The sequence below is a fragment of the Amycolatopsis dongchuanensis genome (genome assembly GCF_039542405.1).
Lineage (GTDB): Bacteria > Actinomycetota > Actinomycetes > Mycobacteriales > Pseudonocardiaceae > Amycolatopsis_E > Amycolatopsis_E sacchari.
Window position 1 is genome coordinate 172,249 of record NZ_BAABIB010000045.1, and the last position, 18,577, is coordinate 190,825.

General features: G+C 68.8%; 17 protein-coding genes and 1 tRNA gene. 9 read left to right on the forward strand and 9 right to left on the reverse strand.

Translation table 11 applies throughout. From position 1 onward, the window contains the following. Window positions 1-24: 24 nt before the first annotated feature. The 4 genes from yidC to rpmH are packed head-to-tail and all read right to left on the reverse strand — an operon-like array spanning window position 25 to window position 2,004. Window positions 25-1,122 (reverse strand): membrane protein insertase YidC, encoded by a 1,098-nt coding sequence (yidC, locus tag ABFX51_RS09065; protein WP_091506639.1) that lies wholly within the window; start codon window positions 1,120-1,122, stop codon window positions 25-27. A gap of 4 nt (window positions 1,123-1,126) precedes the next feature. Beyond that, entirely contained in the window at window positions 1,127-1,444 is a 318-nt protein-coding gene (yidD, locus tag ABFX51_RS09070) for a membrane protein insertion efficiency factor YidD (RefSeq protein ID WP_091506642.1), read from the reverse strand. Beyond that, a complete protein-coding gene (rnpA, locus tag ABFX51_RS09075; protein ID WP_091506644.1) occupies window positions 1,441-1,836 on the reverse strand; it encodes a ribonuclease P protein component in 396 nt (131 codons plus the stop codon). The genes yidD and rnpA overlap by 4 nt, the downstream gene beginning before the upstream one ends. A gap of 24 nt (window positions 1,837-1,860) precedes the next feature. Then, window positions 1,861-2,004: a 50S ribosomal protein L34 gene (rpmH, locus tag ABFX51_RS09080; protein ID WP_027941633.1), complete on the reverse strand. Its 144-nt coding sequence runs from the start codon at window positions 2,002-2,004 to the stop codon at window positions 1,861-1,863. Window positions 2,005-2,509: 505 nt separating this feature from the next. Here rpmH and dnaA point away from each other — a divergent pair. The 9 genes from dnaA (at window position 2,510) to ABFX51_RS09125 (ending at window position 14,442) form a co-directional block, all read left to right on the forward strand. After that, window positions 2,510-4,114 (forward strand): chromosomal replication initiator protein DnaA, encoded by a 1,605-nt coding sequence (dnaA, locus tag ABFX51_RS09085; RefSeq protein WP_091506646.1) that lies wholly within the window; start codon window positions 2,510-2,512, stop codon window positions 4,112-4,114. A gap of 849 nt (window positions 4,115-4,963) precedes the next feature. Next, entirely contained in the window at window positions 4,964-6,097 is a 1,134-nt protein-coding gene (gene dnaN / locus ABFX51_RS09090; protein ID WP_091506648.1) for a DNA polymerase III subunit beta, read from the forward strand. Between the two features lie 30 nt (window positions 6,098-6,127). Further along, window positions 6,128-7,018 (forward strand): phosphogluconate dehydrogenase (NAD(+)-dependent, decarboxylating), encoded by an 891-nt coding sequence (gnd, locus tag ABFX51_RS09095; protein WP_091506651.1) that lies wholly within the window; start codon window positions 6,128-6,130, stop codon window positions 7,016-7,018. 6 nt (window positions 7,019-7,024) lie between these two features. Continuing rightward, entirely contained in the window at window positions 7,025-8,179 is a 1,155-nt protein-coding gene (recF, locus tag ABFX51_RS09100; protein ID WP_091506652.1) for a DNA replication/repair protein RecF, read from the forward strand. A gap of 175 nt (window positions 8,180-8,354) precedes the next feature. After that, window positions 8,355-8,900 (forward strand): DciA family protein, encoded by a 546-nt coding sequence (locus ABFX51_RS09105; protein WP_091507071.1) that lies wholly within the window; start codon window positions 8,355-8,357, stop codon window positions 8,898-8,900. Between the two features lie 181 nt (window positions 8,901-9,081). Then, window positions 9,082-11,046 carry a DNA topoisomerase (ATP-hydrolyzing) subunit B gene (gene gyrB / locus ABFX51_RS09110; protein WP_346053380.1) on the forward strand — a complete coding sequence of 655 codons (1,965 nt, stop codon included), beginning with the start codon at window positions 9,082-9,084 and terminating at the stop codon, window positions 11,044-11,046. Between the two features lie 42 nt (window positions 11,047-11,088). Then, a complete protein-coding gene (gene gyrA, locus ABFX51_RS09115) occupies window positions 11,089-13,617 on the forward strand; it encodes a DNA gyrase subunit A (protein WP_091506658.1) in 2,529 nt (842 codons plus the stop codon). A 10-nt stretch (window positions 13,618-13,627) separates the two neighbouring features. Beyond that, window positions 13,628-14,335 (forward strand): DUF3566 domain-containing protein, encoded by a 708-nt coding sequence (locus ABFX51_RS09120; protein ID WP_346053382.1) that lies wholly within the window; start codon window positions 13,628-13,630, stop codon window positions 14,333-14,335. 30 nt (window positions 14,336-14,365) lie between these two features. After that, window positions 14,366-14,442, forward strand: a tRNA-Ile gene (locus ABFX51_RS09125). A gap of 122 nt (window positions 14,443-14,564) precedes the next feature. Here the strand turns inward: ABFX51_RS09125 and ABFX51_RS09130 are convergent. The 5 genes from ABFX51_RS09130 to ABFX51_RS09150 all read right to left on the reverse strand — a co-directional run bounded on the left by ABFX51_RS09130 (window position 14,565) and on the right by ABFX51_RS09150 (window position 18,249). Further along, entirely contained in the window at window positions 14,565-15,935 is a 1,371-nt protein-coding gene (locus ABFX51_RS09130; protein ID WP_346053384.1) for a tyrosine-type recombinase/integrase, read from the reverse strand. Then, window positions 15,935-16,174: a helix-turn-helix domain-containing protein gene (locus ABFX51_RS09135; RefSeq protein WP_051079477.1), complete on the reverse strand. Its 240-nt coding sequence runs from the start codon at window positions 16,172-16,174 to the stop codon at window positions 15,935-15,937. The genes ABFX51_RS09130 and ABFX51_RS09135 overlap by 1 nt, the downstream gene beginning before the upstream one ends. A gap of 55 nt (window positions 16,175-16,229) precedes the next feature. Next, the gene (locus tag ABFX51_RS09140; RefSeq protein ID WP_346053386.1) at window positions 16,230-17,480 is read right to left on the reverse strand and encodes a DUF3631 domain-containing protein; all 1,251 of its coding nucleotides are present in this window, start codon (window positions 17,478-17,480) and stop codon (window positions 16,230-16,232) included. Beyond that, the gene (locus ABFX51_RS09145; protein ID WP_017985960.1) at window positions 17,480-17,992 is read right to left on the reverse strand and encodes a hypothetical protein; all 513 of its coding nucleotides are present in this window, start codon (window positions 17,990-17,992) and stop codon (window positions 17,480-17,482) included. The genes ABFX51_RS09140 and ABFX51_RS09145 overlap by 1 nt, the downstream gene beginning before the upstream one ends. Window positions 17,993-18,078: 86 nt before the next feature. Further along, complete coding sequence (locus ABFX51_RS09150; protein WP_017985961.1) at window positions 18,079-18,249, reverse strand: hypothetical protein; 171 nt, start codon at window positions 18,247-18,249, stop codon at window positions 18,079-18,081. Between the last annotated feature and the right edge of the window lie 328 nt (window positions 18,250-18,577).

Consider the following 18,577-nt stretch of genomic DNA (forward strand, 5'->3'; position numbering starts at 1 on the left):
TCGTCTCCTTCCCCGGGGAAGCCGTCAGCGACGCTTCTGCCCCGAGCCTTTCTGTCCTGAGTTCTTGCCACCGGAGCCCGGCTTCTTCCGCTGCTGCGCCGCACCGTTCTGCGGGCGCTGCGGTTGCTGCGCGAACCGGTGGGGGGAGCCTGCCTTCGAACTGCGCTTGCCGTTACCGCTCGACGCCGCCGTGGCACCGCCGCCTTCCGGCTTGTCCTCCGTGGTCACCTTGGGCTGCTGCGCCGGCTTCTGACCGGGCTTCGGCTTGGCACCCGGCTTCGGGGCGAGCGCGTCGCGCTTCTCCTTGGCCTCGGCCTTCTTCGCGGCCTCTTCCTTGTCGATGCGGGTGTAGACCAGGCGCTGCTGCATCAGGGTCCAGCCGTTGTTCGACAGCCAGTACACGAGCAGACCGATCGGGAAGAAGGCACCGAACACGAGCACGCCCAGCGGGAAGACGTACATCGTCAGCTTCTGCATCATCGCGGCCTGCGGGTTGGCGTCGGTGGCCGCCGCCGCCTGGCGGGCCGCCGAGTGCCGCGCCGTCAGGTGGGTCAGCACGCTCGCGAGGATCATCAGCGGAACCGCGACCGGGGCCACGTGCCAGTTCCAGCCGCCACCGGTGCCGCCGAGGACCGACGCGTGGTGGATGGCGTCGCCGATGTTGACGCCGAACAGCTTCGCGTTGACGTAGGACTCGACGCCCTGCTGGTCGAAGAAGTAGTTGTTGGTCTTCGGGCCGCCACCGGCGGGCTGGATGCTGAACGCCCGGAGCACCCAGTTCAGACCGATGAAGACCGGGATCTGCAGCAGCATCGGCAGGCAGCTGCCCAGCGGGTTGACGCCGTGCTCCCGCTGGAGCTTCTGCATCTCCGCGGCTTGGCGCTGCTTGTCGTTCGCGTACTTCTTCTGGATCTTCTTCAGTTCCGGCGCGAACTCCTGCATCTTCTTCATCGACCGGACCTGGTTCACGAACGGCTTGAACATGATGCCGCGGACCGTGAACGTCAGGAACATGATCGCGAGGATCCAGGCGATCGCGTTGTTGTCGCCGAAGACGAAACCGAAGACTTTGTGCCAACACCAGAGGATGAAGGACACGGGGTAGTAGATGAAGTTGAGCACTGAGCTACTCCTCGGTTGACAAACCAGGTCTGGTGTGGCGCCAGGAGAACTTCTCGGGCACCGGGTCGCGGCCGGGTGGCGTCCACGGACCGCAGCGCAGCAACCGGCGCAGCGCGAGGTACGAACCCCGCGCGGCGCCGAACCGGGTCAGGGCCTCAACCGCGTACGTGCTGCAGCTCGGGTAGAAGCGGCAGCTCGGCGGGAGGAAGGGGGAGATGCACTTCCGGTAGAAGCGCAGGGGGAGCAGCAGGATCCAGGCGACCGGACCCGGGCGGTGAGCCTCCTGGGTCTCGTCGCCGATCGCGGTCGTGTGTTCGTTCACACCGCCGGCCCATCTTCGTCGTTGTCGGAGCAGGCCTTGCGCCGCTCCGTGAGGAGGCCGAGCCGCCGCAGTGCCGCGTCGAGGTCGGCGCCGAGTTCGGCGCTGGACGCGGTGGCCGCCGGCGGCAACGCCCTCACGACCAACGAGCTGCCGGGCGGCACGGTTCCGAGCCGGGCGGCGACGAGGTGCCGCAGTCGCCTGCTCACCCGGTGCCGCACGACGGAGTTGCCGACGGCCTTGCTCACCACAAAACCCGCCCGCGTGCTTGACGCGGGCGGGTCGGGAACCACCAGTGCGTGCACCACCAGGCGCCGCCGCCCGGCGCGGGATCCGCGGCGCATGACCTCGCGGAAATCCTCACTTCGCCGCAGGCGCGCGGCAGGGGGCAGCATGGGTTGCGCCTGGAGGTGGCGCGATCAGGCGGACAGCTTCTCGCGGCCCTTGCGACGACGGGCCGCGAGGATCGCCCGGCCGGCGCGGGTGCGCATGCGCAGCCGGAATCCGTGCGTGCGGGCGCGTCGGCGGTTGTTCGGCTGGAAAGTGCGCTTACCCTTGCTCACGACTCTGCTTCTCCTGCTCTCGACATACCGGCGGTACGAGGAACCACCGTCAGGTCTGGTGTGTCCCTGCGGCTCGTGAACGCGGACACGCGAAGGTGCCCGCGGCAAGCGGGGACTTTACGAGGGTACGCACCCGCTCAGGTGACCCGCCAGCCACCCCCCTGTAGTGCGCGGACCGGCACTTTCGGGCATTCACCGCACCGCAGGGCGCGGGCCGGGTGGCGGGCGGGGGCGGGTCGTGGAATCCTTCTGCACCAGGCGTCTTGTCTGGCAGCGCGAGGCTTTGTTAGCGTGTCTCCTCTTGAGTCACCCGTCCGTGGGGCTCGGCGCCGCCGGCGAAAGGTGCGGAGGATCTTGCTGGCGTAGGTTGCACCCGCAGGTGGAGTCGCTGTGGGTCGCCGTACATTAGTGCACAGTTGTGGACAACTCTGTGGATGGCCGCTGCCCGCGACCGTGGCCGAGGGGTGGTTCCGCCTGGGGTGACGAGGGGAGGGGAGCTGAAGCGGTGTCCGAGCACCAGATGAATCTGGGTGTCGTCTGGGAGCAGGTGGTCCGTGAGCTGTCCGACGGGACACTCTCCCCCCAGCAGCGCGCCTGGATGCGCGTCACCCGTCCGATCGGTCTGCTCGACGGCACCGCGCTGCTGGCCGCCCCCAGTGACTTCGCGAAGGAAGCCATCGAGCGCGCGCTGCGTGAACCGATCACGCACGCCCTGTCCCGCCGCCTCGGCCGTCCGGTGTCGCTGGCGGTGAAGGTCGACACGGCCGAGGTGCCGCCTCCGCCGCCGCAACCCCAGTACGCACCGTCACCCGCTCGCGTGGACAACGTGCCCGCGGAAGCCCCGGCCCGGCCGGTGATGCCGCCGCTCGACGACGGCATGCTGCCGCCGATGCGGCGCACCCGCGTCCAGGCCGAGCCCGCGAAGCCGATCCTCGCGCCCGTCGACGACGACGGAGACGAAGAAGTGGACGAAGAGGGCGACGCGCTCGCCGCCGCACACGAGATCTGGCCGATGTTCTCCGGACAGCCGGTCGCCGGCCAGCCGTACACCGCGCCGGCCCAGCCGCAGACTTCGAAGACGCGCCTGAACGAGAAGTACACGTTCGACACCTTCGTCATCGGCGCCTCGAACCGCTTCGCGCACGCGGCCGCCTTCGCCGTCGCGGAAGCGCCTTCCCGCGCGTACAACCCCTTGTTCATCTGGGGCGAGTCCGGGCTGGGGAAGACGCACCTGCTGCACGCGGTCGGGCACTACGCGCAACGGCTGTTCCCCGGGATGCGCGTGCGTTACGTGTCGACCGAGGAATTCACCAACGACTTCATCAACTCGCTGCGCGACGACCGCAAGGTGGCGTTCCAGCGCCGCTACCGCGACATCGACATCCTGCTTGTCGACGACATCCAGTTCCTGGAAGGGAAGGAAGGAACCCAGGAGGAGTTCTTCCACACCTTCAACACGCTCCACAACGCGAACAAGCAGATCGTCGTGTCCTCGGACCGGCCGCCCAAGCGGCTGGAAACCCTGGAGGACCGGCTGCGCACGCGGTTCGAGTGGGGACTGATCACCGACATCCAGCCGCCCGAGCTGGAAACCCGCATCGCGATCCTGCGGAAGAAGGCCGCGCAGGACCGGCTCGCCGTGCCTGGTGAGGTGCTGGAGTTCATCGCCTCGCGCGTCGAGGCGAACATCCGCGAACTCGAAGGCGCGCTCATCCGCGTCACGGCGTTCGCGTCGCTGAACCAGCAACCGGTCGACGTCGGCCTGGCGGAGATCGTGCTGCGCGATCTCATCCCCGATTCGCAGGCGCCGGAGATCAGCGCCCCGACGATCATGGCGACGACGGCGGAGTTCTTCGACGTGACGATCGACGACCTCTGCGGTCCCGGCAAGACGAAAGCGCTCGCCACGGCGCGGCAGATCGCGATGTACCTGTGCCGTGAACTGACCGACATGTCGCTGCCGAAGATCGGCCAGACCTTCGGTGGTCGAGACCACACCACCGTCATGCACGCGGACAAGAAGATCCGCAAGGAAATGGCGGAGCGGCGCCGGATCTACGACCAGGTGCAGGAACTGACCTTCCGCATCAAGCAGCGCGCTCGGCAGTAGCCGCGCACTGCCCCCTGATCTCCGCCAGGCCGCGTTCGACCGCGGCCTCCTTGATCCGCGCGTGTTCGTTTCCATTGCGCGACGGGGGTTTTGGAGTGTTCAAGTAGGACAGTCGCCGCAGACGTCAGGCGGCCGTTGCGGGGCAACGGTTTCCGGCGCTGCTGTCCGCGACGGCGCCCTGCACGCCGGATCCGGCCGCGCTGCACCGAGTTTTCCCGCGGACGGCACGGGTACTCGAAGCGTGCGTTCGCCTGTGATCCCGGTAACGGGACCGCATCGAAAATAGATCTCCGTCCCTCACCGGAGTGAACTCCGCGGCCCTCCGCGTCTGAGGAAAGCCTGGGCACAAACCCACCCACAGTTGGGGAAGGTTGTGTGGACAACTGTGGATGGATGTGGACGGGCTGTGGGAAGCCGGGAGTTGTCCACGGACGCCCGAAACTGTCCACGGGGAGTACTCCCCAGCTGTCCACATCCCGCCGCGCCGTCGGACCTGCGACGACACCGGCTGTCCACACAATTCACAGCCCCTATTACTGTCACTGCCCTTGTTCTTCTCAAGAAGTTCTTGCAAAGCAAAAACAGGCGGCTGTGGATCTGGGGACAAGCGGGGACGAGGCAGGACACTTGTCGACAAGTCGATGGCCTGCCCCGAATGACGGCAGGCGGGGTCACGTTCTAACGTGGGTATCCACACCCAGGCCCGCAGGTCGTTGGCGACACCGGCTGCCGGGCTCCACCACACCGCGAGATCCCTGGTCACCGCGCTGCGTACCGCGCGTCCAGGGCCGTTTGTCGATCTTCTCGAGCCCCCAAGGGGGGTGGCTCGGCTGTCGAAAGGATGGGCGCATGAAGATCCGCGTCGAGCGAGACGGGCTGGCCGACGCCGTCGCGTGGGTGGCACGCAGCCTGCCGTCCCGGCCACCGGTACCGGTACTCGGCGGCGTCCTGCTCGACGCCGGATCCGACGGGTCCACCGACGCGCTCACCGTCTCCGGCTTCGACTACGAGGTCTCCGCGACGGTGGGCGTCCCCGCGACGATCGCCGACGGCGGGCGGCTGCTCGTGTCGGGCCGGTTGCTCGCCGACATCACCAAGGCGCTGCCCGCACAGCCGGTCGAGATCTTCGTCGACGGCTCCCGCGCGTCCATCACGTGCGGCAACGCGCGCTTCTCCCTGCCGACCATGCCCGTCGAGGACTACCCGGCGCTGCCGGCCCAGCCCGCGCTCGCCGGTGAGGTCGCCGGCGACGCCTTCGGCCAGGCCGTCACCCAGGTCGCCGTCGCCGCGGGCAAGGACGACACGCTCCCCATGCTCACCGGCATGCGGCTGGAGATCTCCGGCACCACGCTCACCCTCGTTGCCACCGACCGCTTCCGGCTCGCGATGCGCGAGTTCACGTGGGAACCGGCCGAAGGTCTCGAGGACGCCGCGGTGCTCGTGCCCGCGCGGACGCTCGCCGAAGCCGCCAAGTCGCTCGGCGCGAGCGGGGCGAAGGTTTCGCTGAGCCTCGCCAGCGGTGAGGGCCTCCTCGGTCTCGCCGGCTCCGGCCGCTACACCACGACCCGCCTGCTCGACGCGGAGTTCCCGCCGTACCGCCAGCTGCTGCCCGCGCAGCACACCTCCCGCGCGGTGATCAACGTCGCCCCGCTGTCGGACGCGATCAAGCGCGTGTCCCTCGTCGCGGAGCGGGGTACCCAGGTGCGGCTGGAATTCGCGGACGGTTCACTGCGGTTGTCCGCGGGTGGTGACGACGAGGGCAGTGCCGAGGAAGAGCTGCCGGTGGACTACGAAGGCGAGCCGGTGACGATCGCGTTCAACCCGGGTTACCTGGTCGACGGCCTCGGCGCGCTGCACGCCGACCGGGCCGAGCTGACGTTCACCACCCCCAACCGTCCGGCTTTGATCAAGCCGGCAGACGAGCAGGGCCAGGTCGTTCCTGGTTACCTCTACCTGTTGATGCCGGTCCGCCTACCCGGCTGACCGGAAGCGAACGACAAAAGGGGATTTTCGATGGTTCAGCTGGGCCTCGTCGGCCTCGGCAAGATGGGCTTCAACATGCGCGAGCGGCTGCGCGCCGCCGGGCACGAGGTGGTGGGCTACGACCGCAACCCCGAGGTGAGCGACTCGACCTCGCTCGCCGACATGGTGTCGAAGCTCGAGGCGCCGCGCATCGTGTGGATCATGGTGCCCGCGGGCGGCCCGACGCGCGACACGGTGGACGAGCTGGCGGGGCTGCTGTCCGACGGTGACCTGGTGATCGACGGCGGGAACTCGAAGTTCACCGACGACAAGCGCAACTCCGAGGTGCTCGCCGCCAAGAACATCGGCTACCTCGACTGCGGTGTCTCCGGTGGCGTGTGGGGCAAGGACAACGGGTACGGCCTGATGGTCGGCGGCCCCGCGGAGGACGTCGAGCGCGCGATGCCGATCTTCGACGCGCTGCGCCCGGAGGGGCCGCGCGAGGAGGGCTTCTCGCACGCGGGCTCGGTCGGCGCCGGCCACTACGCGAAGATGATCCACAACGGCATCGAGTACGGCGTCATGCAGGCCTACGCCGAGGGCTTCGAGCTGATGGAAGCCGCGAAGGTCATCGACGACGTGCCCGCCGTCATCAAGGGCTGGCAGCGGGGCACCGTCGTCCGGTCCTGGCTGCTCGACCTGCTGGTCCGCGCGCTCGACGAGGACCCCGACCTCGACGACCTCGAGGGTTACGTCGAGGACTCGGGCGAGGGCCGCTGGACGCTGGAGGAGGCCATCAACAACGCGGTGCCCGCCCCGGTGATCTCGGCCGCGCTGTTCGCCCGGTTCTCCTCCCGCCAGAAGGACTCCGCCGCGATGCGGGCCGTCGCCGCGCTGCGCAACCAGTTCGGCGGGCACTCCGTCAAGAAGGTCGGTCAGTAGGCGACCTTGTACCTCCGTCACCTCCAGGTCACCGACTTCCGTTCGTGGGAGCACGCCGACCTGCCGTTGACGCCGGGGCCGACCGTGCTGGTCGGCCCCAACGGCCGGGGCAAGACCAACCTGCTGGAGGCGATCGGTTACCTGGCGACGCTCGGTTCGCACCGCGTCGCCACGGACGCGCCGCTCGTCCGGCACGGCTGTGAGCGCGCCCTGGTGCGGGCGGCCGTGGTCAACGACGACCGCGAGCTGACCGTCGAACTCGAGATCACGCCGGGCAAGGCCAACCGCGCGCGGGTCAACCGCGGTGCGGTCGGCAAGCCGCGCGACATCCTCGGCATCCTGCGCACGGTGCTGTTCTCCCCGGAGGACCTGGCGCTCGTGCGGGGTGACCCCGGTGAGCGGCGGCGCTTTCTGGACGAGCTGCTCGTGCAGCGCGCCCCGCGCTGGGCGGGGGTGCGCTCGGACTACGAACGTGTCCTGCGGCAGCGCAACGCTCTGCTGAAAACGGCCGGTAAGAGAAAAGGTGCGCGTGACGACCCGTACGCGCTGTCGACGCTCGAAGTGTGGGACAACCACCTCGCGACGGTCGGCGCGCAGTTGCTCGCCGCGCGGCTGGACCTCGTCGCCGACCTGGCGCCGCACACGTCGGCGGCGTACGCCGGGGTCGCACCCGACTCACGCCCGGCGAAGATCTCCTACCGGTCGAGCCTGGGTGAGGCGTTGCCTGCGGGCTACGGCAGACCGGACGGGGAACGGGCGGATCCGGAGAAGCTGTCGGCCATCCTCGTCGAGGCGCTGGCCGAGGCGCGGCAGTCCGAGCTGGAACGCGGGGTGAGCCTGGTCGGCCCGCACCGCGACGAGCTGGAGCTGATCCTCGGTGAGGCACCGGCGAAGGGGTACGCGAGCCACGGCGAGTCGTGGTCCTTCGCGCTCGCGCTGCGGTTGGGGTCGTACGAGCTGCTGCGCGCGGAGAACGGTGAACCCGTGTTGATGCTGGACGACGTGTTCGCCGAGCTGGACCGCCGTCGCCGGGCGCGGCTCGCGGAGGTCGCGGCGGTCGCCGAACAGGTCCTGATCACCGCGGCGGTGGACGAGGACTTGCCCGAAGAGCTGACGGGCACGCGGTTCGCCGTCGCAGAGGGAGAGGTGCGCCGTGCCTGAGGAACCCGACCAGGTACCCCGAGTGACCGGGGCCACACAATTTACCCACCGATCTGGGGATAAGTCTGTGGATAGTGTGGATAACACGGTGAGCGCGTCATCGCCGCGGGTGAGCAAGCGGCCGAACGAGTCGGATTCGACAACCCGAGCGGGGGGTGAAGGGGCGGGAGACACCATATCCGCCACGGATCGTGACCCCGCACCCGGCCCCGTCACCGGCCGTGACCTGGCGAGGGACGCGCTGGCGGCCGCCCGTGCGAAGGCCGAGGCCCGGGGTGTGGAACCGGGCAGGCGCAAACCCGTGAAGGCGAGCGAGCTCAACCAGAACCCCCGCCGGCGCCGCTGGTCCGGCCCCGGCGCCGACCCCCGCGACCCCCAGCCGCTCGGGCGCCTGATGAACCGGGTGGCCAGCGAACGAGGGTGGAACCAGCGGCTGACGGACGGCCAGGTGTTCGGGCAGTGGGCCCGGCTCGTCGGCGAGGAGGTCGCCGAGCACGCCCAGCCGGTGTCCCTCAAGGACGGCGAACTCACCGTCCGCGCCAGCTCCACCGCGTGGGCCACCCAGCTCCGGCTGCTCCAGGGCCAGCTCCTCACGAAGATCGCCGCCGCGGTCGGGCACGGCGTGGTCAAGCGCATGCGCATCCACGGGCCCACCGCGCCCAGCTGGCGCAAGGGTCCCCGGCACATTTCCGGACGCGGTCCCCGGGACACGTACGGCTGAGGCGCGAACGCGTCCTGATGCCTCGGCATGACGCAGAGCCACCCCGGCACCCATCCGGGTTCGAGTTCGTGGCTCTGTGAGGAAATCAGGGGTGTCCTTGCCGCATGTGTGCGCGCCTGGCCAAGTAGAATGGACGAGGGAGCGGGGACCCCTTGGGCGAGACTGAGGAGAAAGCAGGCCTGTGGCAGCCAAGAACGATTACAACGCGTCCTCCATCACCGTGCTCGAGGGGCTCGAAGCCGTCCGGAAACGTCCCGGCATGTACATCGGCTCGACCGGTGAGCGCGGCCTCCACCATCTTATCCAGGAAGTCGTCGACAACTCCGTCGACGAGGCGATGGCCGGGTACGCGACCAAGGTCGAGGTGACGCTGCTGGCCGACGGCGGCGTCCGCGTCGCCGACGACGGCCGCGGCATCCCCGTCGACATGCACCCGAAGGAGCACCGGCCGACCATCGAGGTCGTGCACACCGTGCTGCACGCGGGCGGCAAGTTCGACAGCGACTCGTACGCGGTCTCCGGCGGTCTGCACGGCGTGGGCATCTCGGTCGTCAACGCGCTGTCCACGGCGCTCGACGTCGAGGTCCGCCGCGACGGCCGGCTCTGGAAGCAGCACTACGACCACGCGAAGCCCGGGGAGCTCGTCGACGCCGGCCCCGCCGAGGACACCGGCACCACCACCACGTTCTGGGCCGACCCGGACATCTTCGAAACCACGACGTACAACGCGGAGACGGTCGCCCGTCGGCTGCAGGAGATGGCCTTCCTCAACAAGGGCCTCTACATCACCCTGCGGGACGAGCGCGTCACCGACGACGAGACCGAGACCGACGTCGACGGCCAGCAGGCCCGCGTGAGGGAGCGCGTCTACCACTACCCGGGCGGGCTCGAGGACTTCGTCAAGCACATCAACGGCAGCAAGGACCCCATCCACCCGAGCGTCATCTCCTTCGACGCCAAGGGCGAAGGCCTCGAGGTCGAGGTCGCGATGCAGTGGAACAACTCCTACACGCCGTCGGTGCACACGTTCGCCAACACGATCAACACGCACGAGGGCGGTACGCACGAGGAGGGCTTCCGCGCGGCGCTCACGCGTGTCGTGAACGCGTACGCGCGCGACAAGAAGCTGCTCAAGGAGAAGGACGAGAACCTCTCCGGCGAGGACGTGCGCGAGGGGCTCGCCGCGATCGTGTCGATCAAGCTGGCGGAGCCGCAGTTCGAGGGCCAGACCAAGACCAAGCTGGGCAACAGCGAGGCGAAGTCGTTCGTGCAGAGCAAGACGAACGAGTGGCTCGCCGACTGGTTCGAGCGCAATCCCGGGGAAGCCAAGACGATCATCAACAAGGCGATCGGCAGCGCGCAGGCGCGCATGGCCGCCCGGCGGGCGCGCGATCTGGTGCGCCGCAAGGGCGCGATGGACATCGGCGGCCTGCCCGGCAAGCTCAAGGACTGCCAGTCCACCAACCCGGAGGAGTGCGAGCTCTACATCGTCGAGGGTGACTCGGCGGGTGGTTCGGCCAAGGAGGGCCGCGAGTCGCGGTTCCAGGCGATCCTGCCGATCCGGGGCAAGATCATCAACGTGGAGAAGGCCCGCATCGACCGGGTGCTCAAGAACAACGAGGTCCAGTCGCTGATCACCGCGCTGGGCACGGGTATCCACGACGACTTCGACATCTCCAAGCTGCGCTACCACAAGATCGTGCTGATGGCCGACGCCGACGTCGACGGCCAGCACATCCGCACCCTGCTGCTGACGCTGCTGTTCCGCTTCATGCCGCAGCTGATCGAGCACGGCCACGTGTACCTCGCGTGCCCGCCGCTGTACAAGATCAAGTGGCCGCGGTCGGAGCCGGAGTACGCCTACTCGGACAAGGAACGCGACGGTCTGCTGGCCGCGGGTGCCGAGGCCGGCCGCAAGCTGCCGAAGGAAGACGGCATCCAGCGTTACAAGGGTCTCGGCGAGATGAACGCCGAGGAGCTGTGGGAGACCACGATGGACCCCGCCCGCCGCCTGCTGCTGCAGGTGACCCTCGACGACGCCGCCGCCGCGGACGAGCTGTTCAGCGTCCTGATGGGTGAGGACGTGGAAGCACGCCGCTCGTTCATCACGCGCAACGCCAAGGACGTCCGCTTCCTCGACGTGTAGCCGTCCCGCCGTCCAGCCCGAGTTTTTCACGAGAAGGATCCCATGACGGAAACCTTGCCGCCGGAGCACGACCGCACCGAGCCGGTCGACATCCAGCAGGAGATGCAGCGCTCCTACATCGACTACGCGATGAGCGTGATCGTGTCGCGGGCGCTGCCGGACGTGCGTGACGGCCTCAAGCCGGTGCACCGCCGCGTGCTGTACTCCATGTACGACTCGGGTTTCCGGCCGGACCGCGGGTACAACAAGTGCTCGCGCGTGGTCGGCGACGTCATGGGCAACTACCACCCGCACGGTGACTCGGCGATCTACGACGCGCTCGTGCGGCTCGCCCAGCCCTGGGCGATGCGGTACCCGCTGATCGACGGGCAGGGCAACTTCGGCTCGCCGGGCAACGACCCGGCGGCCGCCATGCGGTACACCGAGTGCCGCCTGGACCCGCTCGCGATGGAGATGCTCCGGGAGATCGACGAGGAGACCGTCGACTTCTCGGACAACTACGACGGCCGCACCCAGGAGCCGGACGTCCTGCCGGCCCGCATCCCGAACCTGCTGGTCAACGGCACGTCGGGGATCGCGGTCGGCATGGCGACCAACATCCCGCCGCACAACCTGCGGGAGGTCGCCGACGGCATCGTCTGGTCGCTGGACAACTGGGAAGCCACCGACGACGAGCTGCTCGCGGCGCTGCTGATGCGCATCAAGGGCCCGGACTTCCCCACGAAGGGCCTGATCCTGGGCACTTCGGGGATCGAGGAGGCGTACCGCACCGGCCGCGGTTCGGTGAAGATGCGCGCGGTCGTCGAGGTCGAGGAGGACCTCAAGGGCCGCACCACGCTGGTCGTCACGGAGCTGCCGTACCAGGTCAACCCGGACAACCTGGTGGAGAACATCGCCGCGCTCGTGCGCGACGGGAAGCTCACCGGCATCGCCGACATCGCCGACGAGTCGAACAGCCGCCGCGGCATGCGGATCGTGATCACGCTGAAGCGGGACGCGGTCGCGAAGGTCGTGCTGAACAACCTCTACAAGCACACCCAGCTGCAGTACAACTTCGGCGTCAACATGCTGGCCCTCGTCGACGGCGTGCCCCGCACGCTGCGGCTGGACCAGGTGGTGCGGCACTACATCAAGCACCAGATCGAGGTCATCGTCCGGCGCACCCGGTTCCGCCTGCGCAAGGCCGAGGAACGGGCCCACATCCTGCGTGGGTACGTCAAGGCGCTCGACATGCTCGACGAGGTCATCGCGTTGATCCGCCGGTCGGAGACGGTCGACGTCGCGCGGACCGGCCTGATGGAGCTGCTCGACGTCGACGAGATCCAGGCCACGGCGATCCTGGAGATGCAGCTGCGGCGGCTGGCCGCGCTGGAGCGGCAGAAGATCGTCGACGAGCTGGCGAAGATCGAGCTGGAGATCGCGGACTACAAGGACATCCTCGACAAGCCCGAGCGGCAGCGGCAGATCGTCAAGGACGAGCTGGCCGAGATCGTCGAGAAGTACGGCGACGACCGGCGCACCCAGATCATCCCGTTCGACGGCGACGTGTCGGTCGAGGACCTGATCGCGGTCGAGGACGTGGTGGTCACCATCACGCGCACCGGCTACGCCAAGCGCACCAAGACCGACCTGTACCGCTCGCAGAAGCGTGGCGGCAAGGGCGTGCAGGGCGCGGCGCTCAAGCAGGACGACATCGTGCAGCACTTCTTCGTGTGCTCCACGCACGACTGGCTCCTGTTCTTCACGAACAAGGGCCGGGTCTACCGCGCCAAGGCGTACGAGCTGCCGGAGGCCAACCGCGCCGCCCGCGGCCAGCACGTCGCGAACCTGCTGGCGTTCCAGCCCGACGAGGAGATCGCCCAGGTCATCGAGATCCCGAACTACGAGGTGGCGCCGTACCTGGTGCTCGCCACGAAGAAGGGCCTCGTCAAGAAGACCAAGCTCAGCGACTTCGACTCGAACCGCTCCGGCGGCCTGATCGCGGTCAACCTGCGCGAAGGCGACGAACTGGTCGGTGCCGTGCTCGCCGGCCCGGAGGACGACCTGCTGCTGGTGTCGGCGGAGGGCCAGTCGATCCGGTTCCACGCCACCGACGAGACGTTGCGCCCCATGGGCCGCGCGACCTCGGGTGTGCTGGGCATGCGCTTCAACGAGGGCGACGAGCTGCTCGCGCTGAACGTGGTGAAGCCGGAGAAGTTCCTGCTGGTCGCCACCGACGGTGGTTACGCCAAGCGGACGCCGATCGAGGACTATCCGGTACAGGGCCGTGGCGGAAAGGGCGTGCTGACCATCCAGCACGACCGGAAACGTGGCAGGCTGGTGGGTGCGCTCATCGTCGACGTGGACGACGAGCTGTACGCCATCACCTCGAGCGGCGGGGTGATCCGGACCGCGGCGGAGCAGGTGCGCAAGGCGGGACGGCAGACCAAGGGCGTGCGCCTGATCAACCTGGGGGAGGGGACGACTCTGCTCGCGGTGGCACGCAACGCGGACGAGCCCTCAGACGTCGGTAATGGTGAAGGCAACGGAGACGAGACCGGTGCCCAGGCTCCGCAGCCTGATGCCGGGTAAGGATTATTGAGTGACTTCGCCCGAGAACTCCGAACAGCCCACGGTCGCCGCCGACAAGGCGTCCCCGCCCTGGCAGCGCTTGGGCAAGGACAGCGGAAACGGCACGGCCGAAGGTCCGACGCAGTGGCTGCCGAAGGCCGGCCAGCAGGCGGAAGCGGCGGCGCCGGCCACGCCCGCCGCGCCCGAGCGGCCGGTCGTCAGCGGCAGCGCGGCGCAGGGCCTGTTCGGGAACGCGGCCCAGCCGGCCGACGACCCGTTCGCGGGCCTGCGCACGCAGGAGACGGTGAACGTACCGGGCACCCAGGGGAAGGGGCGGGGCACGCCGAGCGCGCTGCGCCGCCCCGGCCGCGGCCCGCGCCGGGCGAGCCTCCAGGTCAAGCGGTTCGACCCGTGGTCGGTGCTGAAGCTGTCGCTGGTGCTCGGCGTGGCGATGTTCTTCGTGTGGCTGGTTGCGGTCGGCGTGCTGTACACGGTGCTCGACGGCATGGGCGTGTGGGACAAGCTGAACGGCACCTACTCGTCCCTGGTCTCGGGTGACGGTGGTAACGCCCCGTCCGACCCGCTCATCAGCGCGGGCCGGGTGTTCGGCATAGCGGCCATCCTCGGCGCGATCAACATCGTGCTGCTCTCGGCACTGGCCACGGTGAGCGCGTTCATCTACAACGTGTCCGCCGACCTGGCCGGTGGCCTTGAGGTGACCCTGTCGGAAAGGGAGTAGAGGGCATCCTGTAGTCTTTCCTCGTTCCCGGGGCCCATAGCTCAGGCGGTTAGAGCGCTTCGCTGATAACGAAGAGGTCGGAGGTTCAAGTCCTCCTGGGCCCACCACCACCCCGGTAGCGCTGATCAGGCAAGACAGCGCCACCGGGGTTTTGTGGTTCTAGCGGGCGAGCCGGACTTGTGGCCAACCTTGTGGCCAAACGGCCTGATTTCCGTGGTGAGTGGGGGCGTCAGGCGGCTTCTAGTGTGACCTCCACCGCATCTGTCCCGAAGCCAGGCGTACCGAGGAACAGGTTGCTGATCTCCTGAGCTGCGGCCTGATCGAGTTCCGGGATGTCCGCGGTGTAGAGGTCCAGGGTGAACGCGACCGTGGCGTGACCCAGCCGGGTGCTGACGATCTTGGGATGGACCCCGGCCCGCAGCGCCGTGGTGGCGTAGGTGTGCCTGAGTTCATGCAGGGTCAGGTGCGGCAGCCCCAGCCGGTCGGCGATACGGGCCAGCCACTCGGTGATCGTGTCCGGGTAGATCGGCCGCCCATCCTCCCAGCAGAACACCAGGCCGTGGTCCTGGTACGCGTCGGCCCAGGTCGCCTTCTCGGCCTGGATCATCTCCACGTGGGTGAGCAAGGCGGCCACTGTCGCCTTGTCCAGCGAGAGGCGACGACGGCTCCGGCGCGACTTGCCAAACCCCTGTCGAACTTTGCCGTTCGTGACCACCCTCGTCGTCTTCACCGCAAGCGCCCCGTTGTCGAGGTCCAGCCCGTCCAAGCGGAGGCCGGCGACTTCCGAGCGGCGCATTCCGGTCGTAGCCAGCAGCAGCCACATCGCGTAGAGGCGGTCCGACTGGACGGCCGTGAGGAACCGTCGTAGCTCCGTCGGGGTCCAGGTGCGGTGGCCTCGATTCTCCGGGGACGGAGCCTTGACAGCCGCTACGGGATTCGTGGGTACGTACTTCCAGGTCACCGCATCGGCGAAGGCTGACCTGAGCATGATGTGGACCGAACGCACCGTCTTCTTGCTCAGGCCGTTCGTTTCGCCGGTCGGCGTGCGTCCGGCGCGGAACCTCCGCATCGCCTTGTAGGCCGCGTCGTGCGTCACTCCGACCTCCCGGGCTAGCTCCCGCGCGCTGATCTCATCACCGCGGCCAGTCACCTCCTGCCAGATTCTGAACATCTCTCCGTTCGTGTCGCGCTTCCTCCGGCCGCTGTTGAGCAGGTGCTCGTAGAGGGAGGTCACGGTGACTGCGTCGATGTCCTGGAGGCGCTTCTTACCGATCACCGGGATGACGTACGCGCGAGCCAAGGTCTCATAGTTGTTCGCCGTCGTCGGTGACCCGATGCTGTTGCGCATCCTCGGGAACCACTCCTCGAAGAACTGGGCGACTGTCCGTTTCGACGGCTTGGTGAGCTGGCCCTCCCGCAGCTTGGCCTGCGCCTCGGCCATCTTTTCCCACGCCTCGTCCTCGGACTCGAAGCCGCTTTTCCGGATCCGGTTCCGTTCACCGGTCAGCGGGTCCGCCGGACCGTCGAACGCGAACGCCCACTTGTTGCCGCGTCGAGTGACCGAACCGGGGATACCGCGGCGCTTCCTGGTACGTGGCATCAGGCGGCCTCCTCACCAATCGTGGGCAGCTCGGACTCGTCGACTTCAAGTAGCGCGGCGAGGCCAGAGCGCAGGACGAAGACCCGGCGGCCGAAGCGACGCACAGGCAGCTCACCGGCAGCGGCGTACCGGTATGCGGACGCACGGCTGAGCCCGAGGAGCTGGGCGGCGGTCGGCAGCGGGATCAATGGCGGAAGGGACTGACCAGCCGTCGTGGTTACCGATCCTGCGGTGTCCATGTGGTGTGCTCCCATGAGTCGAACTGGGTGTGGTCGAGGGGGCATGTAGGGGTGGTCAGGCGTTGTTGCCGACGACTTTGAGGGGGGTTGCCGTCCCAGCCGTACCAGCCTCGTTTTTGCTGGTCAGGGGCGGTACGGCTTTTTTGCTGGTACGGCTTGAGCCGTACCACTCGTCAAGCCGTACCGGGTCTGAGCTGGGGTTATGAGGCTGGTACGGCTGGGACGGCTCACCCCCTCCGGACGTGTCGAGATCGGGTGCGTAGCGGCTCCAGGCGTCGGCGAAGTCGGCGCGCTGGTAGCCCTTGGCCTGCCCGCTGCCGGGGAAGCGGATGGTGGCCGAGCGGATGCCGTACTCCTTGAGCAGCGACCCGAGTTTCATGGCGGTGAGCCCGGTCGGACCGAACTCCCGCCACGGGGACTCCTCCAGCCCGCGCAGGCGGTGCAGCAGCTCGGCGGTGGGCAGGGCGAGGTCGTCGGCGAAGGCGGTGCGGCAGTCGATGAGCAGCCGCAGCCGGTCGGAGATTTCCCCGGTCTCGTTGTGCTCCCGGGTCATCTCCACGGCGGCGGTGCGGGCACGTTCGGGCCAGTCGCCCCCGGCGTGGTCGGCGACGGCCACCAGCGGCTCCCACGTGTCGGCGGCCCGGTCCTCAACGGGCATGGTCGGTTCGGCGCGCTCGAGGACGGCCATGTCGCCGCGCAGCCACTCGGTGAGCCGCTGCGCGAGCGCCCGGAGCGGTTCCCGGTCGCGGCGAGCGCGGTAGGGGAAGGTCTTCTCCCCGGAGGCGCGGCGGCGCATGTGCACGACCACGGCGCGGTCCTCGATGGTGTCGGGCATCGCCCCGATCCCGGCGAGCGCGGCCATCGCGAACGTGGGGATGGTCACGACCTTGGAGGTGGCGGCGTCGTAGCGCAGCGCTGGCCGGCCGCGCTGGTGTCCGGCGTTGAGCAGCCCCCGCAGGTCCTCGTTGTCCCCGGCCTTGGGGCCGAAGATGGTGTCGGCCTCGTCCACCAGCAGCACCGGCGGGTCCGGGGTGATCGAGCGGTACACCGCGGCCGGGCTGGCGTTGACCGTGATCAGCGGGTCGTGGCAGGTGGCCTCCACGATGTCGAGCAGCCGCGACTTGCCGCACCGCCGCTCCGGTGCCCGGATCACCAGCCGCGGGGCGTGTGCCCAGGCGGGTTGGACGTGGGTGGCGGCGATCCAGAGGACGACAGCGTCGGTGGCCTGTTCGGAGGGCATGACCACGTAGCGGGTCAGGGCGTCGTGGAGCTGGGCGAGCAGTGTCGCTCCGGGGTTGGCGGTCATCAGGCGGCCACCTCCAGGTGGGTCGGGGCCGTCGTGGCGGCCTGGTAGCGGGTCCACAGTTCGTCGATGGCTGCGGTGTCGTCGGCCAGCTCCCGCAGCACGGCAGTGGGCGAGCTGGACGCGGCCTGCTCGATGCGGCGGGCGTGGGCGAGCAGCGCGCGCCGCCACGCGGCCTCCAGCAGCACGGCCTTGAGGTGGTGAGCCAGCTCAGGCGGCGGGGCGTCGCGGAAGGTGTCAACGAGCCAGCCGGACAGCCACTCGCGGCGCTTCTCACCCGGTGCCTGGCCGGTGGCGAGGGCGTGGGCGTAGAGGGTGACCGGGGCCGGGGTGTGGTCGGCGGCCACGACCTCGATGGCGAGTTGGAGGACGTGGGCGGCCATGCCGCCGGTGAAGTCGGTCGCGCGCATCCCGGCCAGCACCCGCCGCGCGGGGCGGGCGGGCATCTGCATCAGGCAGCCGAGGAACTGGCGCTCCGGGTCGGTCAGGGCGTCTGTCGCGGTGGCGGTAGGCATGGACAACCTTTCGCGAGTGCGGACGGTCTTGGGGGCTGCCGGGCCGCCCGGAGGCGGTGTCGCGGACGGCCCGGCAGGGTCGGTGGCTACTTGCGCTTGCGGGCTGCGTGAATGGCCTCGCACTGCGGGCAGGCCGGGCTGGTGAACCAGGGCGACTTCGCGTCACCACGCGGGATCGTGAGCCCGCAGAGGGTCTTCACGTCGCCGGTCCACCAGGACTTGGTTCCGCGGTGCACCAAGGGCTTGTTGCTTCCCATCGAGGCGTGTCCTTTCCAGACGGTGGGTTACTTGTTGGCGCAGATGGAGCACATGACCTGGTCGGCCGGGAGCTGCGCGCCGCAGTCGGGGCAGGTGGCGACGAAGGCGGCGATCAGGCGGGCGAGGCGGGCAGTCATCGAACCTCCGAAAGTGACTGTGAGTGACGATCGGTGGGCGTGCGGGGGTAGGGAATCGGCAGGGAGCGGGCGAGGGAATCCGGTGATGGGTAGGGAAAATTCCCCCCGGCGTGCCCCTAGGCGGCTTCCCTAGGGTTGATCTGCGGTTTCAGTACTGAAGGGAGTGAGGGAACGGAGGGAGAACCCGCCC